At 68.4% G+C, this 17,437-nt stretch carries 16 protein-coding genes and 1 riboswitch; of the genes, 12 read left to right on the top strand and 4 right to left on the bottom strand.

Annotated features, from left to right (window positions below; all coding sequences use genetic code 11):
• Positions 1-26 precede the first annotated feature (26 nt).
• From WKC72_RS29265 to WKC72_RS29255, 3 genes are read left to right on the top strand one after another with little or no spacing between them, the layout of a single operon-like run.
• Positions 27-3,281: an error-prone DNA polymerase gene (locus tag WKC72_RS29265; protein WP_037244861.1), complete on the top strand. Its 3,255-nt coding sequence runs from the start codon at positions 27-29 to the stop codon at positions 3,279-3,281.
• Between the two features lie 23 nt (positions 3,282-3,304).
• Positions 3,305-4,198 carry a DUF4349 domain-containing protein gene (locus WKC72_RS29260; RefSeq protein WP_268790924.1) on the top strand — a complete coding sequence of 298 codons (894 nt, stop codon included), beginning with the start codon at positions 3,305-3,307 and terminating at the stop codon, positions 4,196-4,198.
• Entirely contained in the window at positions 4,195-4,503 is a 309-nt protein-coding gene (locus tag WKC72_RS29255) for a rhodanese-like domain-containing protein (protein WP_037244869.1), read from the top strand. The genes WKC72_RS29260 and WKC72_RS29255 overlap by 4 nt, the downstream gene beginning before the upstream one ends.
• A gap of 21 nt (positions 4,504-4,524) precedes the next feature.
• On the opposite strand, the gene WKC72_RS29250 is transcribed toward WKC72_RS29255, so the two are convergent.
• Positions 4,525-5,574 carry a TDT family transporter gene (locus WKC72_RS29250; protein ID WP_370180559.1) on the bottom strand — a complete coding sequence of 350 codons (1,050 nt, stop codon included), beginning with the start codon at positions 5,572-5,574 and terminating at the stop codon, positions 4,525-4,527.
• A gap of 89 nt (positions 5,575-5,663) precedes the next feature.
• Between WKC72_RS29250 and WKC72_RS29245 the strand changes: the two genes are divergently transcribed.
• Positions 5,664-6,608 (top strand): LysR family transcriptional regulator, encoded by a 945-nt coding sequence (locus tag WKC72_RS29245; protein ID WP_037244875.1) that lies wholly within the window; start codon positions 5,664-5,666, stop codon positions 6,606-6,608.
• Here the strand turns inward: WKC72_RS29245 and WKC72_RS29240 are convergent.
• Positions 6,589-7,056: a tRNA (cytidine(34)-2'-O)-methyltransferase gene (locus WKC72_RS29240; RefSeq protein ID WP_037245025.1), complete on the bottom strand. Its 468-nt coding sequence runs from the start codon at positions 7,054-7,056 to the stop codon at positions 6,589-6,591. The two genes, WKC72_RS29245 and WKC72_RS29240, sit on opposite strands and share 20 nt — an antisense overlap.
• 43 nt (positions 7,057-7,099) lie before the next feature.
• Here WKC72_RS29240 and WKC72_RS29235 point away from each other — a divergent pair, with 43 nt between their 5' ends.
• Genes WKC72_RS29235 through WKC72_RS29225 form a run of 3 tightly spaced genes read left to right on the top strand, consistent with a single transcriptional unit; the run spans position 7,100 to position 8,885 of the window.
• The gene (locus WKC72_RS29235) at positions 7,100-7,705 is read left to right on the top strand and encodes a pentapeptide repeat-containing protein (protein WP_037244878.1); all 606 of its coding nucleotides are present in this window, start codon (positions 7,100-7,102) and stop codon (positions 7,703-7,705) included.
• Between the two features lie 33 nt (positions 7,706-7,738).
• Entirely contained in the window at positions 7,739-8,599 is an 861-nt protein-coding gene (locus tag WKC72_RS29230) for a bifunctional methylenetetrahydrofolate dehydrogenase/methenyltetrahydrofolate cyclohydrolase (protein WP_174233840.1), read from the top strand.
• 1 nt (position 8,600) lies between these two features.
• Positions 8,601-8,885, top strand: coding sequence for a DUF3017 domain-containing protein (locus WKC72_RS29225; RefSeq protein ID WP_005239865.1), 285 nt, complete (start codon positions 8,601-8,603; stop codon positions 8,883-8,885).
• A gap of 30 nt (positions 8,886-8,915) precedes the next feature.
• On the opposite strand, the gene WKC72_RS29220 is transcribed toward WKC72_RS29225, so the two are convergent.
• Both WKC72_RS29220 and WKC72_RS29215 read right to left on the bottom strand, forming a co-directional pair.
• Complete coding sequence (locus WKC72_RS29220) at positions 8,916-10,040, bottom strand: homoserine O-acetyltransferase (RefSeq protein ID WP_037244882.1); 1,125 nt, start codon at positions 10,038-10,040, stop codon at positions 8,916-8,918.
• Positions 10,037-11,320: a bifunctional o-acetylhomoserine/o-acetylserine sulfhydrylase gene (locus WKC72_RS29215; RefSeq protein ID WP_005257028.1), complete on the bottom strand. Its 1,284-nt coding sequence runs from the start codon at positions 11,318-11,320 to the stop codon at positions 10,037-10,039. Before WKC72_RS29215 ends, WKC72_RS29220 begins: the two co-directional genes overlap by 4 nt.
• A gap of 117 nt (positions 11,321-11,437) precedes the next feature.
• Positions 11,438-11,558, bottom strand: a riboswitch (SAM riboswitch).
• 274 nt (positions 11,559-11,832) lie between these two features.
• On the opposite strand from WKC72_RS29215, the gene WKC72_RS29210 reads away from it, so the two are divergent.
• From WKC72_RS29210 to yhjD, 5 genes are all read left to right on the top strand, one after another.
• Positions 11,833-13,056 (top strand): NADP-dependent isocitrate dehydrogenase, encoded by a 1,224-nt coding sequence (locus WKC72_RS29210; protein ID WP_005560536.1) that lies wholly within the window; start codon positions 11,833-11,835, stop codon positions 13,054-13,056.
• Positions 13,057-13,255: 199 nt separating this feature from the next.
• Positions 13,256-14,479, top strand: coding sequence for an MFS transporter (locus WKC72_RS29205; protein WP_370180558.1), 1,224 nt, complete (start codon positions 13,256-13,258; stop codon positions 14,477-14,479).
• 35 nt (positions 14,480-14,514) lie between these two features.
• Positions 14,515-15,321, top strand: coding sequence for an exodeoxyribonuclease III (locus WKC72_RS29200; RefSeq protein ID WP_112300852.1), 807 nt, complete (start codon positions 14,515-14,517; stop codon positions 15,319-15,321).
• Positions 15,322-15,373: 52 nt separating this feature from the next.
• Entirely contained in the window at positions 15,374-16,408 is a 1,035-nt protein-coding gene (trpS, locus tag WKC72_RS29195; protein WP_370180557.1) for a tryptophan--tRNA ligase, read from the top strand.
• On the top strand, positions 16,405-17,436 hold the full coding sequence (gene yhjD, locus WKC72_RS29190; protein WP_370180556.1) for an inner membrane protein YhjD: 1,032 nt from the start codon (positions 16,405-16,407) through the stop codon (positions 17,434-17,436). The genes trpS and yhjD overlap by 4 nt, the downstream gene beginning before the upstream one ends.
• Position 17,437: the final 1 nt, after the last annotated feature.

Here is a 17,437-nt window from a genome sequence, read left to right as displayed (position 1 = left end):
GTGCGCGACATGAAGAGGTGTGCCAGATGGGTTGGGGAAACGGTCCGCCGACGTGGTCCGAGATGGAGCGCGTCCTGTCGGGCAGGCCGGGGCGGGTCAACCCGGAGTCGCTGTATCCGGGCGACGGCGGCGACAGCCCCGCGTGGTCCCGCAAGCGGGGGGAGTACCGGGCGGGCCGTCAGGAGCGCGCCGGCTCCACCGTTCCGTACGCCGAACTCCACGCGCACTCGGCGTTCAGTTTCCTCGACGGCGCCTCCCCGCCGGAAGAGTTGGTGGAGGAGGCCGTCCGGCTCGGTCTCGAGGCCGTCGCACTCACCGACCACGACGGGTTCTACGGTGTGGTCCGGTTCGCGGAGGCGGCGAAGGAACTGAACATGCGCACCGTGTTCGGGTCCGAACTGACGTTGGACGACGCGCATCTGCTGGTACTGGCGCGAGGTCAGGAGGGGTACCGACGGCTCTCCCGGGAGATCGCGGCGGCGCATCTCGCGGGCGGGGAGAAGGGCACACTGCGCTACGACCTCGACCGTCTCACCCACGCGGCCGGGGGGCACTGGCAGATCCTGACCGGGTGCCGGAAAGGGCATGTGCGTCAGGCGCTGGCCGACGGTGGCCCGGACGCCGCGGCCGCCCGGCTGCGGGAACTGATCGACCGGTTCGGGGCCGATCGGGTCACGGTGGAACTCACCCATCACGGCATCGCGGAGGACGGTGAGCGCAACGCCGCCCTCGCCGAACTCGCACAGCAGCACGGACTTCGGGTGATCGCGTCCACGGCGGCGCACTTCGCGGGACCGCCGCGCCGGAGACTGGCCATGGCGATGGCCGCCGTCCGGGCCCGTCAGAGCCTCGACGACGCGGCCGGGCACCTGGCGCCCGCCGGGGGAGCGCACCTGCGGTCCGGTGAGGAGATGGCGCACCTCTTCGCCGCGTACCCGGAAGCCGTCCGCGGTGCCGCGGATCTCGGCCTGGAGTGTGCGTTCGACCTGCGGCTCATCGCGCCGCAACTGCCACCGTTCGACGTGCCCGACGGGCACACCGAGGCGAGCTGGCTGCGGCAGCTCACGATGGACGGAGCGCGCCGCCGTTACGGTGCGCCGGCGGACCGGCCGGAGGCCTACCGGCAGATCGAGCACGAACTGGACATCATCACCGGGCTGAACTTTCCGGGCTACTTCCTGGTGGTCCACGACATCGTGTCGTTCTGCAAGAACAACGACATTCTCTGCCAGGGACGGGGTTCGGCGGCCAACTCCGCCGTCTGCTACGCCATCGGCATCACCAACGTGGATCCCGTCCGCAACAAGCTGCTGTTCGAACGTTTCCTCTCGCCCGAACGCGACGGCCCGCCGGACATCGACGTCGACATCGAATCCGATCGGCGGGAGGAGGCCATCCAGCACGTCTACGCCAAGTACGGCCGCCAGTACGCGGCGCAGGTGGCGAACGTCATCACGTACCGCGGAAAGTCCTCGGTGCGGGACATGGCCCGGGCGCTGGGTTTCTCGCAGGGGCAGCAGGACGCGTGGAGCAAACAGGTCAGCCGCTGGGGTGGCATCGGGAAGGAGGTCGGCACCGACATTCCGCCCGCCGTCCTCGAACTGGCCGCTCAGATCGAGGGGTTTCCGCGGCACCTCGGCATCCACTCGGGTGGCATGGTGATCTGCGACCGGCCGATCGCCGACGTGTGCCCGGTGGAGTGGGCGCGCATGGAGAACCGCAGTGTTCTGCAGTGGGACAAGGACGATTGCGCGGCGGTGGGTCTGGTGAAGTTCGACATGCTGGGTCTCGGCATGCTCTCCGCGCTGCACTACATGATCGACCTCGTGGCCGAGCACAAGGGGATCGAGGTGGATCTGGCGCAGCTGGACCTCTCCGAGGAGGCCGTCTACGAGATGTTGCAGCGAGCGGACTCGGTGGGGGTGTTCCAGGTGGAGTCGCGGGCCCAGATGGCCACCCTGCCGAGGCTGAAACCGCGGAACTTCTACGACCTGGTGGTGGAGGTGGCGCTCATCCGCCCCGGTCCGATCCAGGGCGGATCGGTGCACCCGTACATCCGCCGCCGCAACAAGCTCGAACCGGTGACCTACGACCACCCGTCCCTGGAGAAGGCGCTGAAGCGGACGCTGGGTGTGCCGCTGTTCCAGGAGCAGTTGATGCAGATGGCGGTCGACGTGGCGGGTTTCAGCCCGGCCGAGGCCGACCAGCTCCGCCGGGCGATGGGGTCCAAGCGGTCGCCCGAGAAGATGGAACGGCTGAGGGGGCGGCTCTACCAGGGCATGCGGGAGATGCACGGGATCGGCGAGGACGTGGCCGACCGGATCTACGAGAAGCTGTACGCTTTCGCGAATTTCGGTTTCCCCGAAAGTCATTCGCAGAGTTTCGCCGCCCTGGTGTTCTATTCGTCGTGGTTCAAGCTGCATCACCCGGCGGCGTTCTGCGCCGGTCTGCTGCGGGCGCAGCCGATGGGGTTCTACTCGCCGCAGTCGCTGGTGGCCGACGCCCGCAGGCACGGGGTGCAGGTGCACGGTGCGGACATCAATGCGAGTCTCGCGCACGCCACCGTCGAGGCGGGCGGGACGGAGGTGCGTCTCGGGCTCGGGGAGGTGCGGCACATCGGGACCGCGCTGGCCGAGCGGATCGTCGACTCCCGCGGCCAGGGAGGTCCGTACACGTCGTTCCTCGACCTCACGGGCCGGGTGGAACTGAGTACGGCGCAAGCCGAATCGCTGGCCACCGCAGGTGCTCTCGACAGTTTCGGGTTGTCCCGACGGGAGGCGTTGTGGGCGGCGGGCGCCGCGTCGGGGGAGCGCCGCGACCGGCTGCCGGGGATCGGGGCGTCCACCCGCGCGCCGACCCTGCCGGGGATGAGCGATCTCGAACTGGCCGCGGCGGACGTGTGGGCCACCGGGGTGTCACCGGACACGTACCCCACCCAGTTCCTGCGCCCGCAACTCGACGCGCTCGGGGTGATCCCGGCTGCGCACCTGCTCGATGTCCCCGATGGCGACCGGGTTCTGGTGGGTGGGGCGGTGACCCACCGGCAGCGCCCGGCGACGGCCGCGGGGGTCACGTTCATCAACCTCGAGGACGAGACCGGGATGGTCAACGTGGTGTGTTCGGTGGGGTTGTGGGCGAAGTACCGCAAGCTCGCCAACACGGCGCCCGCACTGCTGATCCGCGGCAAGGTGCAGAACGCGGAGGGGGCGGTGACGGTGGTGGCGGATCGGCTGCAGCTGATGGATTTGCGGGTGTCCGCCAAATCCAGGGACTTCAGGTGAGCAGGCACCGCTAGCATTCGGACATGAGGAGATACGTCTTGTCGGCGATCGTCGTGGCTTCGCTGGCGCTCGCGGGATGTGGTGGTTCCGGCAGCGATTCCTCCCAACCGTCGCCGGCCCCGACGCCCGGGGATTCGAGCCAGATGGAAATCGGTGGCGCGGTACAGCAACCCGCGAAAGACCAGGCGCCCACCGACCGCCAGGAGATCATCACCGGTCAGGTCGCGCTCACCGCGGGCGACCCGGTGGCCGTCGGCAGGCAGATCGTGGACAAGGTCGACGATCTGGGCGGACGCGTCGACCAGCTCACCGAACAGCCGGGCTCCGACGATCAGGACGCGAGCAGTTCCCTGACCATCCGGGTGCCCGCGGATTCGCTCACCCGGACGCTGGACGATCTGCGGGAACTGGGCAAGGTCACCAGCGTCAGCGTCACGAAGAGCGACGTGACGATGCAGTCGCAGGATCTCGACGCCCGGATCGGCGCGTTGACGGCGTCCGTCACCCGGCTGCAGGGGCTCATCACGTCGGCGGCGAACACCGCGGATCTGATCGAGGCCGAGAGGGCGCTGTCGGAGCGGCAGGGCGAACTGGACAGCCTCACCGCCCAGAAGCGGACGCTGAGCGACCAGGTGGCACTGGCCACGCTCATGATCGACGTCACCACCACGGATGCCGAGCAGCCCAGTCCCGGTCCGGACAACTTCTGGGAAGGTGTCGTCGCGGGCTGGAACGCCCTGCTGTCGGCGATCAAGGGCGGCGCCGTGGTCGTGGGGGCGCTGATTCCCTGGTTCGGTTTCGTGGCCGTCATCGCACTGGTCGTGTACGGCGCGTACCGTCTGCGCCGGATGTACAACAGGCCGCCCGGCCCACCGTCGGGCCCGGCGCCGGAACGAGAAGAGGCGAAGACGCAATGATCGAAGTCGACCTGAATGCCCTGGACGGCGCGTTGGCGTCGGGTGCCCCCGTCATCGATGTGCGCGAGGCCGACGAGTACGCCCAGGCGCGGGTGCCGGGCGTGACGCTGATTCCGCTCAGTGAGTTCGTCGCGCGTGTGGACGAGATCCCGGAAGCCGAGGTCGTCTACGTGATCTGCGGGGTGGGCGGCCGGAGCCTGCAGGCGGCGGAGTACCTGAACGCGCGGGGGATCAACGCGGTGTCGGTCGCGGGCGGGACGTCCGCGTGGATGCAGTCCGGACGGCCCATCGAGTCGGGCGCCTGACACCCCGGATCACTATTCCGGTCAGCGGACCGCGCTGAGGGCGTGCGCCGCGGAACCGTCGCGGACCGCGCGCCCACCCCGTTGCCCGGCGGCGTGCCGCAGTGTGCGGACCGCGACGGTGCTCCAGATCAGGACCAGTGCGCACCACAGGGTCACGCCTGCGCCGACGATCACCACCGAGTCCAGCGCGACGCCCAGCGAGTTCGCGCCCAGCGCACAGGTGCCGACGGGGAACGTGAAACTCCACCAGCTGGGCGTGAATCCCAGCCCGCGGCGAAAGGCCCTGGCGGTCACCGTGACCAAAGTCACGAGGGCGAGGACGCCGAGTGCGCCGACCGTGGTCCCGTAGACCACGCCCACCGAGTGCAGCCAGGCGTGGCCGGATGCGCCGCCGAGCAGATTGATCGCCGCCACCGACTGTCCGATCACGCCGAGCGGAATCCACAGCGTGGGCACGAGCGGGGTGTCGGGCAGCCCGTTGCTCAGCAGATGGCGTCCGACGACGACGGCGACGGTCAGTGCGGCACTCAGCGCCAGCGCGAACAGTGTGTAGCAGACCACCAGCATCGCGACCTGCGGCGCGCCCTCCGGGAGGTGCTTGACCAGTGCGGCACCGGTAGCGGCCGACACCATGGGCGGCACGACGGGCATCAGCCAGGACGGCACCGGGGTCACCTGGTGGGGCCGGGTCAGCCGCCGCGCCATCACCACGTAGGTGACGAGCCCGATGGCGGTCCCGAGGGTCCACAGGGTGGTCGACGCGGCGACGGCGACACCGCCGAGAAGTTCGCGACCCGCGGATCCGGTGCCCGCGCCGACCGTCAGCACCGCCATCGACACGGCGCCGTAGAACGGGAACATCGTGTGGCTGCGGGCGTCCGCGAGTGCGTCGTCGCGGCGACGGATCCAGTGACGCACCAGCGCGGTCGTCAGCACCACGAGCAGCGTCACGGCAATCAGCCAGAAGATCTCGGCCGCCGTCCGGGCCACCGGACCGCCGGCCGGAAATGCCGCGGCGACGACTGCGACGATGCCGGTGCCCATCACTGCTGCGAACCAATTCGGGGTCATACCTAGAGCTTGCCGACGCATCGTCGTGGCCGGTAGAAGGCTTGAAGTTGAATACCCACAAATCGCGTTTGTGGGACTAGCCTTGGGTTGTGCCGCTGTCTCCCCGAGTACCCGAACTCAGTGCCCTCGACGTCCTGCTGTCCGTCGAGCGGCTCGGAAGCATGGGGGCGGCGGGGCGCGAACACGGGCTCAGCCAGCAGGCCGTCAGCGCCCGGGTGCGTTCGGCCGAACGCCAGTTCGGCATCAAGGTGTTCAGCCGCGGCGCCAGCGGGGTGCGGCCCACGTCGGAGGGCGCGCTCATCCTCGAGTGGGCGAGCCACATCCTCGCGACGGCCGAGGAACTGGCATCGGGTGTCGCGGCGCTGCGCGGCGAACGGCAGGCCGGGCTGACGGTGGCGGCCAGCATGACGATCGCCGAGTACCTCGTTCCCGGGTGGACCGTCGCGATGCGGCGCAAGTACCCGAACGTGGTCACCAACGTCCGGCTCCTCAACTCGTCCGAGGTGACCGCCCGGGTGCTGTCCGGTGAGGCGGATCTCGGGTTCGTCGAGGGCCCGGACATTCCGGCCGGGCTGCAGGTACGGGAGATCGGCCGCGACCATCTGGTCGTCGTGGTGCCACCGGAGCACGAATGGGTCCGCCGGTCACCGATTCCCGTGTCCGAACTCGCCGCGACGCCGATGATCCAGCGGGAGTCCGGTTCCGGGACGCGCACCACCCTGGAGAACGCGGTGCCGCAGTGCGTCCCGCCGCTGCTGGAGTTGACGTCGTGCACGGCGGTGAAGGCGGCGGTGGTGGCGGGCAACGCGCCGGCCGTGCTGTCCTCGCTGGCGGTCGCAGCCGACCTGACCGACGGCCGGCTCGCCTCCGTCCAGGTGGAGGGGTTGACGCTTCCGCGGCGGCTCTCCGCTGTCTGGGACCCGGTGCGCGGCGTGCAGGGTGCCGCGCGCGACTTCCTCGACATCGCCCTCGGTGCCGGCGCGGCCGCGGGTGTGGGGGCCGCAGCTGTCGGGGCTACAGCGCAGCCCCGCTGAATCCGTGCTGGCGCCACGCCTCGTACGTGACGAGGGCCGCGGCGTTCGACAGGTTCAGCGACCGGCGGCCGGGCAGCATGGGGATGCGGAGCCGCTCCGTCACGTGTGGATCGGCCAGCACCTCCTCCGACAGTCCGGTGGGTTCGGGACCGAACAGCAGAACGTCGCCGGGCTGGTAGGCGATGTCGGCGTACGACACGGTGGCGTGCGCGGTGAAGGCGTACACCCGCGCAGGCTCCACCGCCGCCCAGGCCGCCTCCAGGTTCTCGTGCACGGTCACCGACGCCAGGTCGTGGTAGTCGAGCCCGGCGCGTTTGAGTTTCGGCTCGGACAGGTCGAAGCCGAGTGGACCCACGAGGTGCAGTTCGCACCCGGTGCCTGCCACCATGCGGATGGCGTTGCCGGTGTTGGGTGGGATTCGGGGTTCGTGGAACATCACTCGGAACACCCGCACAGCTTAGGGGCACTCCGCGAGGCGGCATGATGGACGCATGGATCCGGTAGAAGAGGTGGTGGGTGAGGACTACGGCGACGCACGACTCCCCGCGCAGAACTGGCAGCGGCGGCACTACACGAAATGCAACTTCCGCGACGCCGACCTGAGTGAACTCCGCACCGAGTCGGTGATCTTCACCGAATGCGATTTCACGGGCGCCGACCTCGCCGAGTCGCGTCACGTGGGGACGGCGTTCCGCTCGTGCTCGTTCACCAGAACGACGCTGTGGCACAGCGAGTTCCGCAACTGCAGCTTCCTCGGTTCGGAATTCGACAACTGCAGGCTGCGCCCGATGGTCTTCGACGAATGCGATTTCACGCTCGCGTCGCTGGGCGGCGCGGACCTGCGCGGACTCGATTTCACGGACTGCCGGTTCCGGGAAGCCAACCTCGTCCGCACGGACCTCCGCCGCGCCGTACTCCGCGCGGCGGATCTGTTCGGCGCCCGCACCGGCGGCGCGAAATTCGACGGCGCGGACCTGCGCGGGGCCCACGTCGACGCGAACCTGTGGACGGCGGTGTCGCTGGACAAGGCGCAGATCGAGCTCACCCAGGCCATCGCGTACGCGACGGCCAACGGGCTCGTGGTGGAACCGACCTGACGCGCGTATGGCGAACCTGAAACAATGGGGCACGTGACTGCAACGATCCTCGATGGCAAGGCGACCCGCGACGAGATTTTCGAAGACCTGAAGGTGCGGGTGAGCGCCCTGAAGGACAAGGGCATCACGCCCGGTCTCGGCACCGTTCTGGTGGGGGACGACCCGGGGTCGGCCGCCTACGTGCGCGGGAAGCACAACGACTGCGCGAAGGTCGGGATCACCTCGATCCGCCGCGACCTGCCCGGTGACATCACGCAGGAGAAGCTCGACGCCACCATCGACGAGCTCAACGCCAACCCCGACTGCACCGGCTACATCGTGCAGTTGCCGCTGCCGAAGCAGCTCGACGAGAACGCGGCCCTCGAGCGCATCGACCCCGACAAGGACGCCGACGGCCTGCACCCGGTCAACCTGGGCCGGCTGGTGCTGGGCAAGGAGGCGCCGTTGCCGTGCACGCCGCGCGGCATCCTGCACCTGCTGCGCCGGTACGAGGTGCCGATCGAGGGGGCGCACGTCGTCGTCGTCGGTCGCGGTGTCACCGTGGGCCGCCCGATCGGTCTGCTGTTCACCCGGCGCAGCGAGAACGCCACCGTCACGCTCTGCCATACCCGCACGCGGGACCTCGCCGCGGAGGTCCGCCGCGCCGACATCGTCATCGCGGCGGCGGGTGTTCCCGGTCTGGTGACGGCCGACATGGTCAAGCCCGGCGCTGCGGTGCTCGACGTGGGTGTGAGCCGCACCGAGGACGGACTGCGCGGCGACGTGGCGGCGGACGTCGCCGAGGTCGCCGGTTTCCTGTCCCCGAACCCCGGTGGTGTCGGACCGCTCACCCGCGCCTTCCTGCTGACCAACGTCGTGGAGCGGGCCGAGCGTGTCGCAGCGTCTCTCGGCTGAGATGGCCGACTGGGGGCAATTCGCGAAGAAGAACCTGCCGATGCTCGCAGTCCTCGTCGTCATCGTCGTGGCCGTGGTGTTCGTGCTCGCGGATCGGTGGCGGCGAGGGGCGTTCGTGTTCGGTGTCGCCACGCTGCTCGCGGCGGTCTTCCGGTTGATGATGCCGTCGGAGCGCGTGGGGCTGCTCGCGGTGCGCAGCAAGCCCTTCGACGTGGGCGCGCTCGTCGCCGTCGGGGGCGCGATCGTGTGGCTGGCCGTGTCGATCGACCCGCTCGGAACCGACTAGCGGTCCGAGCGGGCGTCGCCCGCGCCGGTGTCAGCGCCCGGTGCGTGCCAGCTGCATCGTCTCGGAGAGCAGCTTCGCCACTGCGGCGGCCTCGGTGAGGAACCCGTCGTGGCCGTCCCGCGAGTTGAGCACGCGCAGTCCGTCGCAGGTGGGGATGTCGTTGGCCAGATCCTCCTGCAGGCGGATCGGGTAGAGGCGGTCGGAGTCGACGCCGCCCACGATGACGGGTGCGGTGATCTTCCCCAGCGCCGCGGCGATGCCACCGCGACCGCGGCCCACGTCGTGCCGGTTCATGGCCTCGGACAGCAGCACGTACGTGCTCGGGTCGAATCTGCCGACCAGCTTGTCGGCCTGGTGCTGGAGGTAGCTCTCGACGGAGTACCGTCCGCCGCGCCACGGGTCCTCGCCGTCCTGCGGCGAGTTCGCGAACCGGGAGTCGAGTTCGCTCTCGCTGCGGTATGTCAGGTGCGCGATCCGGCGGGCGATGCGCAGTCCGGCCCGGGGGATACGGCCGGTGCCGTGATAGTCGCCGCCCTGCCAGTCGGGGTCGCTGGTGATGGCCGCGATCTGGGTGGTCTGCGTGCCGATCTGGTCGGCGGTCGCGCGGGCTCCGACGGCGAGAACGAGCGCTGACGCCACCTGGTCCGGGTAGGTGACGGCCCACTCGAGCGCGCGCATTCCGCCCATCGAACCACCGACGACGGACGCCAGCTTGTCGATGCCCAGCAGGTCGGTGAACTTCTTCTCGGCCGCGACCTGGTCGCGGATGGAGATCTCCGGGAAGCGGCTGCCCCACGGGCGCCCGTCCTCGGCGATCGAACCGGGACCGGTGGTGCCGCGGCAGCCACCGAGGACGTTGGTCGCGATGACGCACCACTCGTCGGTGTCGATCGGCGCACCCGGACCGACCATTCCGGTCCACCAGCCGGGGGAGGGGTGTTCGTCGGTGACGGGTCCGGTGACGTGGGAGTCGCCGGTGAGGGCGTGCTCGACGAGCACCACGTTGTCGCGGTTCGGGGACAACTCACCCCATCGTTGCACGGCGAGGGACACCGACGGGATCACCGTCCCGCTCTCGAGCTCGAGCGATCCGATGTCGATGGTGCCGAGACGTCCGTCCGCCACGGGCAGGTTCTGTACAGCGCTCACGGTCAAGATGCCGCCGCCGTAAGTCCGGTCTCGATATCGGCGATGATGTCGTCGATCCCTTCGATGCCGACAGCCAGGCGGACCAGTCCGGGGGTGACGCCGCTGGCGGCCTGCTCCTCGGGGGTCAGCTGGGAGTGTGTGGTGGACGCGGGGTGGATCACCAGCGAGCGGACGTCGCCGATGTTCGCGACGTGGCTGTGCAGGGTGAGCGCGTTGACGAACTTCTTGCCCGCGTCGATGCCGCCTGCGAGTTCGAACGTCACGATGGCGCCCGCACCCCTCGGCGCGATCTGCTTCGCCCGGTCGTGCCAGGGCGACGACGGGAGCCCGGCGTATCCGACGGATACGACCTCCGGTCGCGCCTCCAGGTACTGGGCGACGGCGGTCGCGTTGGACACATGTCGCTCCATCCGAAGGCTCAGCGTCTCGAGGCCCTGCGCGATGAGGAACGCGTTGAACGGGGAGATCGCCGAACCGAGGTCGCGGAGCAGCTGCACGCGCGCCTTGAGGGCGAACGCGGGCGGTCCGAGTTCGGAGTAGACGACGCCGTGGTAGCTCGGGTCCGGGGTGGTGAAGTTGCCGTGGCGCCCCTGGGTCCAGTCGAACGTGCCGCCGTCGACGATGACACCGGCGATCGCGGTGCCGTGGCCGCCGAGGTACTTGGTGGCCGAGTGCACCACGATGTCCGCGCCGTGCTCGAGGGGGCGGATCAGGTAGGGGGTGGCCACCGTGTTGTCGACGATCAGCGGGAGTCCGTGCTGATGCGCGATCCCGGAGATGCCGGGCAGGTCGAGGACGTCGTTGCGGGGATTGGAGATGGTCTCGCCGTAGAACGCCTTCGTGTTGTCCCGGACCGCGTCCTTCCACTGCTCGAGGTCGTCGGGGTCTTCGACGAACGAGACCTCGATGCCGAGCTTGGGCAGCGTGTAGTGGAAGAGGTTGTAGGTGCCGCCGTACAGCCGCGGGCTGGAGACGATGTGGTCGCCCGCCTCCGCGAGGTTCAGGATCGCGATCGTCTCGGCTGCCTGTCCGGAGGACAGCAACAGTGCGGCGACGCCGCCTTCGAGTGCGGCAATGCGCTGCTCGACCGCGTCCTGCGTGGGGTTCATGATGCGGGTGTAGATGTTGCCCGGCTCGGCCAGACCGAACAGCGCGGCAGCGTGATCGGTGCTGTCGAACGTGTACGAGGTGGTCTGGTAGATCGGCAGCGCCCGCGCCTTGGTGGTCGCGTCGGACGTCTGCCCGGCGTGGATCTGCTTGGTCTCGAACGACCAGTTCTCGGTCATGTGCTGTCTACTCCAGTGGTCTGACGAGGCGCGGACGGAGTGCTGGGTCGTTCGCGCGCAGGGCTTGTCTGGGGTCTATCTACGACAACAACAACACATCATGAACCTCCGATGTCGGACCCGCGCTTGTCACCCGACTGTTGTATGAATCAGGGAACCAGGTCATCACCCGGGGCACCCCACCGCGGTGGAGGGTTGCCGGCCAGCTAGCCGGGGCTCGTTGCTGGCACTCATGACCTGGAGTGAATCTTAGCGGCTGAGGCGGAACGACCGGAAACGGCACCGATCAGGGCCGCTAGCAGGGAAAAGTTACCCGCGAGTAGGGGTGGGTCGTGCGCCCCACATGTTGCGAGCCGCTCGCATAGCAGTACGCTTGTCTTGTTTAGGTGCGGTCTCCCCAGGGGCCGCCTTGACCGTCTACGTTTGATAAGCGAACCGTTCGCGGACCCACTCACAAAGTGCGCCCGCAACCGTGTAACCAGGGAAACTTCCTAGGAGGACGCGAAGCACCCATGTCCAAAATCAAGGTTGAGGGCACCGTCGTCGAACTCGACGGCGATGAGATGACGCGCATTATCTGGCAGTTCATCAAAGACAAACTGATCCATCCTTACCTGGATGTGAACCTCGAGTACTACGACCTCGGCATCGAGTACCGGGACGAGACCGACGACCAGGTGACCGTCGACGCGGCCAACGCCATCAAGAAGCACGGCGTCGGCGTCAAGTGCGCGACCATCACCCCGGACGAGGCACGCGTCGAGGAATTCGGTCTCAAGAAGATGTGGCGGTCGCCCAACGGCACCATCCGCAACATCCTCGGTGGGACGATCTTCCGCGCGCCGATCATCATCTCCAACGTTCCGCGACTGGTTCCGGGCTGGACCAAGCCGATCATCATCGGCCGTCACGCCTTCGGTGACCAGTACCGCGCCACCGACTTCAAGGTCCCCGGCCCCGGCAAGGTGATGATCACCTACACGCCCGAGGACGGCAGCGAGCCGATCGAGCACGAACTGGTGAACTTCCCCGAGGGCGGCGGCGTCGTCCAGGGACAGTACAACTTCACCAAGTCCATCGAGGACTTCGCGCGCGCCTCGCTCAACTACGGCCTGCAGCAGAACTACCCGGTGTACCTGTCGACCAAGAACACCATTCTCAAGGCGTACGACGGCGCGTTCAAGGACATCTTCCAGCATGTCTACGAGACCGAGTTCAAGCCGGAGTTCGACGCGGCAGGCCTCACCTACGAGCACCGCCTCATCGACGACATGGTCGCGTCGGCGCTCAAGTGGGAGGGCGGCTACGTCTGGGCCTGCAAGAACTACGACGGCGACGTCCAGTCCGACACCGTCGCGCAGGGCTTCGGATCGCTCGGCCTCATGACCTCCGTGCTGCTGACCCCGGACGGAAAGACGTGTGAGGCCGAGGCCGCACACGGCACCGTGACGCGTCACTTCCGTCAGCACCAGCAGGGCAAGCCGACGTCCACCAACCCCATCGCGTCGATCTTCGCGTGGACCCGTGGACTCGAGCACCGCGGCAAGCTGGACAACACCCCCGACGTCATCGGCTTCGCCCAGAAGCTCGAAGACGTGGTCATCAAGACCGTCGAGGGTGGCCAGATGACCAAGGACCTCGCGATGCTGGTCGGCGGCGACCAGGGCTACCTGACCACCGAGGAGTTCCTCGGTGCGCTGGACATCAACCTCCAGAAGGCCATCGCCGAGCAGTAGGCACCGAGCCACAGCGTTACGAACGGGACGTCCCTCACGGGGCGTCCCGTTCGGCGTCTCCGGGCCCCGGGTGAGTCATCTCACGGTCGCTCGATGCGCGAAAAGCGGAATCCGGGGAAGAGAATTTCGACGTGGGTCGTTGCGCAACGAGGCGCCGTGCGCCGCGTAGCCGTATCTCTGCCTAGTCGAAAGTTCTTCTGTGAGCACTTCCACCCCCGTCCGCCCCGAGCACCTCGGTGTCATCGCGCAACATCCCTCCGTCCGCAAGCTCGCCATGATTGCGCTCGCGCTCGGTGGCTTCGGGATCGGGACCACCGAGTTCGTGGCGATGGGGCTGCTGCCCGAGATGGCGTCGAGTCTCGGGATCACCGAGCCGACGGCCGGGCACGTCATCTCGGCGTATGCGCTGGGTGTGGTCGTGGGCGCGCCACTCATCGCGGCGCTCACCGCGCGGGTGCCCCGCAAGACGCTGCTGATCGCGTTGATGGCGGCGTTCACGATCGGCAACGCCGCCACCGTGTTCGCGCCGAACTACGCCGTGCTGATGGCCGCGCGGTTCGTGGCAGGCCTCCCGCACGGCGCCTACTTCGGTGTCGCGGCCCTCGTGGCGGCGCACCTCGCGGACCGCGGTCAGCGGGCCAGGGCGGTCGCTCTCGTCATGATGGGACTGTCGGTGGCCAACGTCGTCGGCGTTCCCGTCGCCTCGTGGCTGGGCCAGACGCTCGGCTGGCGCAGCGCCTTCGCGCTCGTGGCCGTGATCGGTGTGGTGACACTGGGCGCGATCTGGTCGTGGGTGCCCGCGCTCGCCGCCATGCGGATGTCGAATCCCCTCACCGAACTCGGTGCCCTGCGCCGCGCGCAGGTGTGGATGACGCTCATCATCGGCATGGTCGGGTTCGGTGGCATGTTCGCCGTGTACACGTACATCAGCACGACGCTCACCGACGTCGCCGGGCTGTCGCGGTCGCTTGTGCCGCTCGCCCTGATGATCTACGGGCTGGGCATGGTCGCGGGCAACCTGATCGGCGGCCGGCTCGCCGACCGGGCGCTGATTCCCGGTCTGTTCGTATCGATGACGGCGCTCGGGGTATTGCTCGGCATCTTCGTGATCGCCTCGCACAACCCGTACACGGCGCTGCTGCTGGTGTTCTTCGTCGGTGCGGCGGGTGCGTCGATGGTTCCCGGACTGCAGACCCGGCTGATGGACGTCGCCGCCGATGCCCAGACCCTCGCCGCCTCCCTCAACCACGCGGCCCTCAACATCGCGAACGCGTTCGGGGCGTGGATCGGTGGCGTCGTGATCGCGGCCGGCTACGGCTACACGGCGCCCGCCGCGGTCGGTGCTCTGCTCGCCGTGGCGGGACTCGTGGTTCTCACCGTGGCGGTCGCGATGGAACGCCGCAGCGCCCGTTCGTCTCGGTAGTCGCGCTGTCGTACGCGTCCGCTACGGTGCTTGCCGTGCCACACATCATCACCACCGTCAATGTCAACGGCGTCCGCGCGGCCGCCCGCAAGGGACTCACCGAGTGGATCGAGCGCACGGAGGCCGACGTCGTCTGCCTGCAGGAGACGCGGGCGTCCGACGAGCAACTCGCCGAGACGCTCGCGCCCGCCCTGGAGGGCGGATGGAATCTGGTGTCGGCGGAACCGTCGTCGAAGGGGCGCAACGGCGTCGCGATCCTGTCCCGGAAACCTGCCGACGCCTTCCGTGTCGGCCACGGTGACGACGAGTTCGCGACCGCGGGCCGCTACCTCGAGGCCGACTTCGACGACCTGACCGTGGCGAGCCTGTACCTGCCCTCCGGGGAGGCCCAGACGCCCCGGCAGGAAGAGAAGGAGCGGTTCATGGACTCCTTCGCCCGGTACCTCACCGATACCGCAGCGGCCGCCGCCACGGCGGGCAGGCACGTCGTGGTCTGCGGCGACTGGAACATCGCCCACACCGAACTCGACCTGAAGAACTGGAAGACCAACAAGAAGAACTCCGGGTTCCTGCCTCACGAGCGGGAGTGGTTCGGGGCCCTGTTCGCCGAGGACGCGCACTGGACCGACGTGGTCCGGCAGCTGAATCCCGACATCGCCGGGCCGTACTCGTGGTGGTCGTATCGCGGGAAGGCGTTCGACAACGACTCCGGCTGGCGGATCGACTACCAGATCGCCACCCGGGAACTGGCGGAGCGGGCCAAGCAGGCCGTCGTCGAGCGCGCCGAAACCTACGACCAGCGGTGGTCCGATCACGCGCCGGTCACCGTCCAGTACCGCTGACGACCGGTATCTGATTCGTGTCGTCACGGCGCACGTGAAAAGATCAGTACTCATGTCGACCCCTGCAGCTCAGAAACCCACCGCGAAACCGCGGGTGCTCTCCGGCATCCAGCCCACCGCCGACTCGTTCCATCTCGGCAACTTCCTGGGTGCTCTGCAGCAGTGGGTGCCTCTGCAGGACGACTTCGACGCGTTCTACTTCATCCCCGACCTCCACGCGATCACGGTGGCGCAGGACCCGAAGGAGCTGCGCCGTCGCACGAAGATCGCGGCGGCGCAGCTGCTGGCCCTCGGAATCGACCCCGACCGCGCCACGCTGTTCGTGCAGAGCCAGGTGCCCGAGCACGCGCAGCTGGCGTGGGTCCTCAACTGCATCACCGGTTTCGGTGAAGCGAGCCGGATGACGCAGTTCAAGGACAAGTCGGCCAAGCAGGGCAGCGAGAACGCGAGCGTCGGCCTGTTCACGTATCCGGTGCTGATGGCTGCCGACATCCTGCTCTACCGTCCGCAGCGGGTCCCCGTCGGCGAGGACCAGCGTCAGCATCTCGAACTGGCCCGCGATCTCGCCCAGCGGTTCAACACACGGTTCGGGAAGGCGTTCGTGATTCCCGAGGCCCAGATCATCAAGGGCACCGCCAAGATCTACGACCTGCAGGATCCGACGTCGAAGATGAGCAAGTCCGGTCCGAGCCCCGCCGGGCTGATCAACCTCCTCGACGACCCCAAGGTGTCGGCGAAGAAGATCAAGTCCGCGGTCACCGACAACGAGCGGGAGATCCGCTACGACCCGCAGGCCAAGCCCGGTGTGAGCAACCTGCTCACCATCCAGTCCGCGCTGTCCGGCACCCCGGTCGAGACGTTGGTGTCCGGGTACGAGGGCAAGGGATACGGCGACCTGAAAACCGATACGGCCGACGTCCTCGCCGAGTTCGTGACACCGTTGAAAGCGAAGGTGGAGGCGTACCTCGCGGACGAGGCCGAACTCGATCGTGTCATCGCGGCCGGTGCCCACCGCGCCCGTGAGGTGTCGTCACAGACCCTGGCGGCCGTGTACGAGAAGGTTGGGTTTCTGACACCGAAGGGATGAGCACTGTGGCTGACGAACCGAGTTTTCTCGACAGGCAGCGGGCAGCGCGCCCCTGGTTCGACCATCTGATGCGGGCCGCACAGCGGTACCAGCAGCAGAAGGGCGACTATTACGCGGCGGGAATCACGTATTTCAGTGTGCTCGCCCTGATTCCGATCCTGATGGTCGCGTTCGCCATCGCCGGTTTCGTCCTCGCCGGTCAGCCGGAGTTGCTGCAGGAACTGCAGGACAGCATCACCAAGAACGTTCCCGGAAGTCTGGGCGAGACGCTCAACACCGTCATCGACTCGGCGATCGCCTCCCGCGCCAGCGTGGGCGTTCTCGGTCTGCTCGGTGCCGCCTACGCGGGACTCGGGTGGATGGCGAACCTGCGCGACGCGCTGACGGCGATGTGGGAGAGCCAGCGCGAGTCGAAGGGATTCGTGCGAACCAAGCTGGGCGACGCGGCCGCTCTGCTGGGGCTGGGGCTGGCGATGGTGGTCTCCCTCGGCGCCTCCGCGCTGAGCAGCGGTCCCGTGGCCCGAACGGTCGTCGAGTGGCTGAACCTCGACGACGTGCCCGGAATCGATTCCGGGTTGCGCGCACTGTCGACCGTGGTGTCGCTTCTCGCGACGTGGGCGGTGTTCACCTGGGTGATCGCGCGACTGCCGCGCGAACCCGTGACGTTCCGCAGTGCCCTCAAGGGGGCGCTGCTGGCGGCCGTGGTGTTCGAGATCTTCAAGCAGGTGGGTGCCATCTACCTCTCGGCGGTCACGGCGGGTCCCGCCGGGGTGGCGTTCGGTCCGATCATCGGTCTGCTCGTGTTCATCTACCTGACGTGCCGGATGCTGCTCTTCTCGACGGCGTGGGCCGCGACCACCCGCGCCAGCCTCGCGCTCGCCTTTGTGCCGCCGCCGGATCCGGCTGTCATCACCCCGCGGATCGAGGTGCACGAGGGCCCGGGTGTGCGTGGGGGACTCGCCCTGGTCGGTGCGGGCGCCGTCGTCGCGCTCGGGTTGTCGGGACTGTTCACCCGCAACAAGCGCTGAG

It is taken from the genome of Rhodococcus wratislaviensis, from assembly GCF_041228765.1.
In the GTDB taxonomy this organism is placed as follows: Bacteria; Actinomycetota; Actinomycetes; order Mycobacteriales; family Mycobacteriaceae; genus Rhodococcus_F; species Rhodococcus_F wratislaviensis.
The sequence above is the reverse complement of the archived record's forward strand: the minus strand, read 5'-3'. Positions and strand labels throughout refer to the sequence as shown.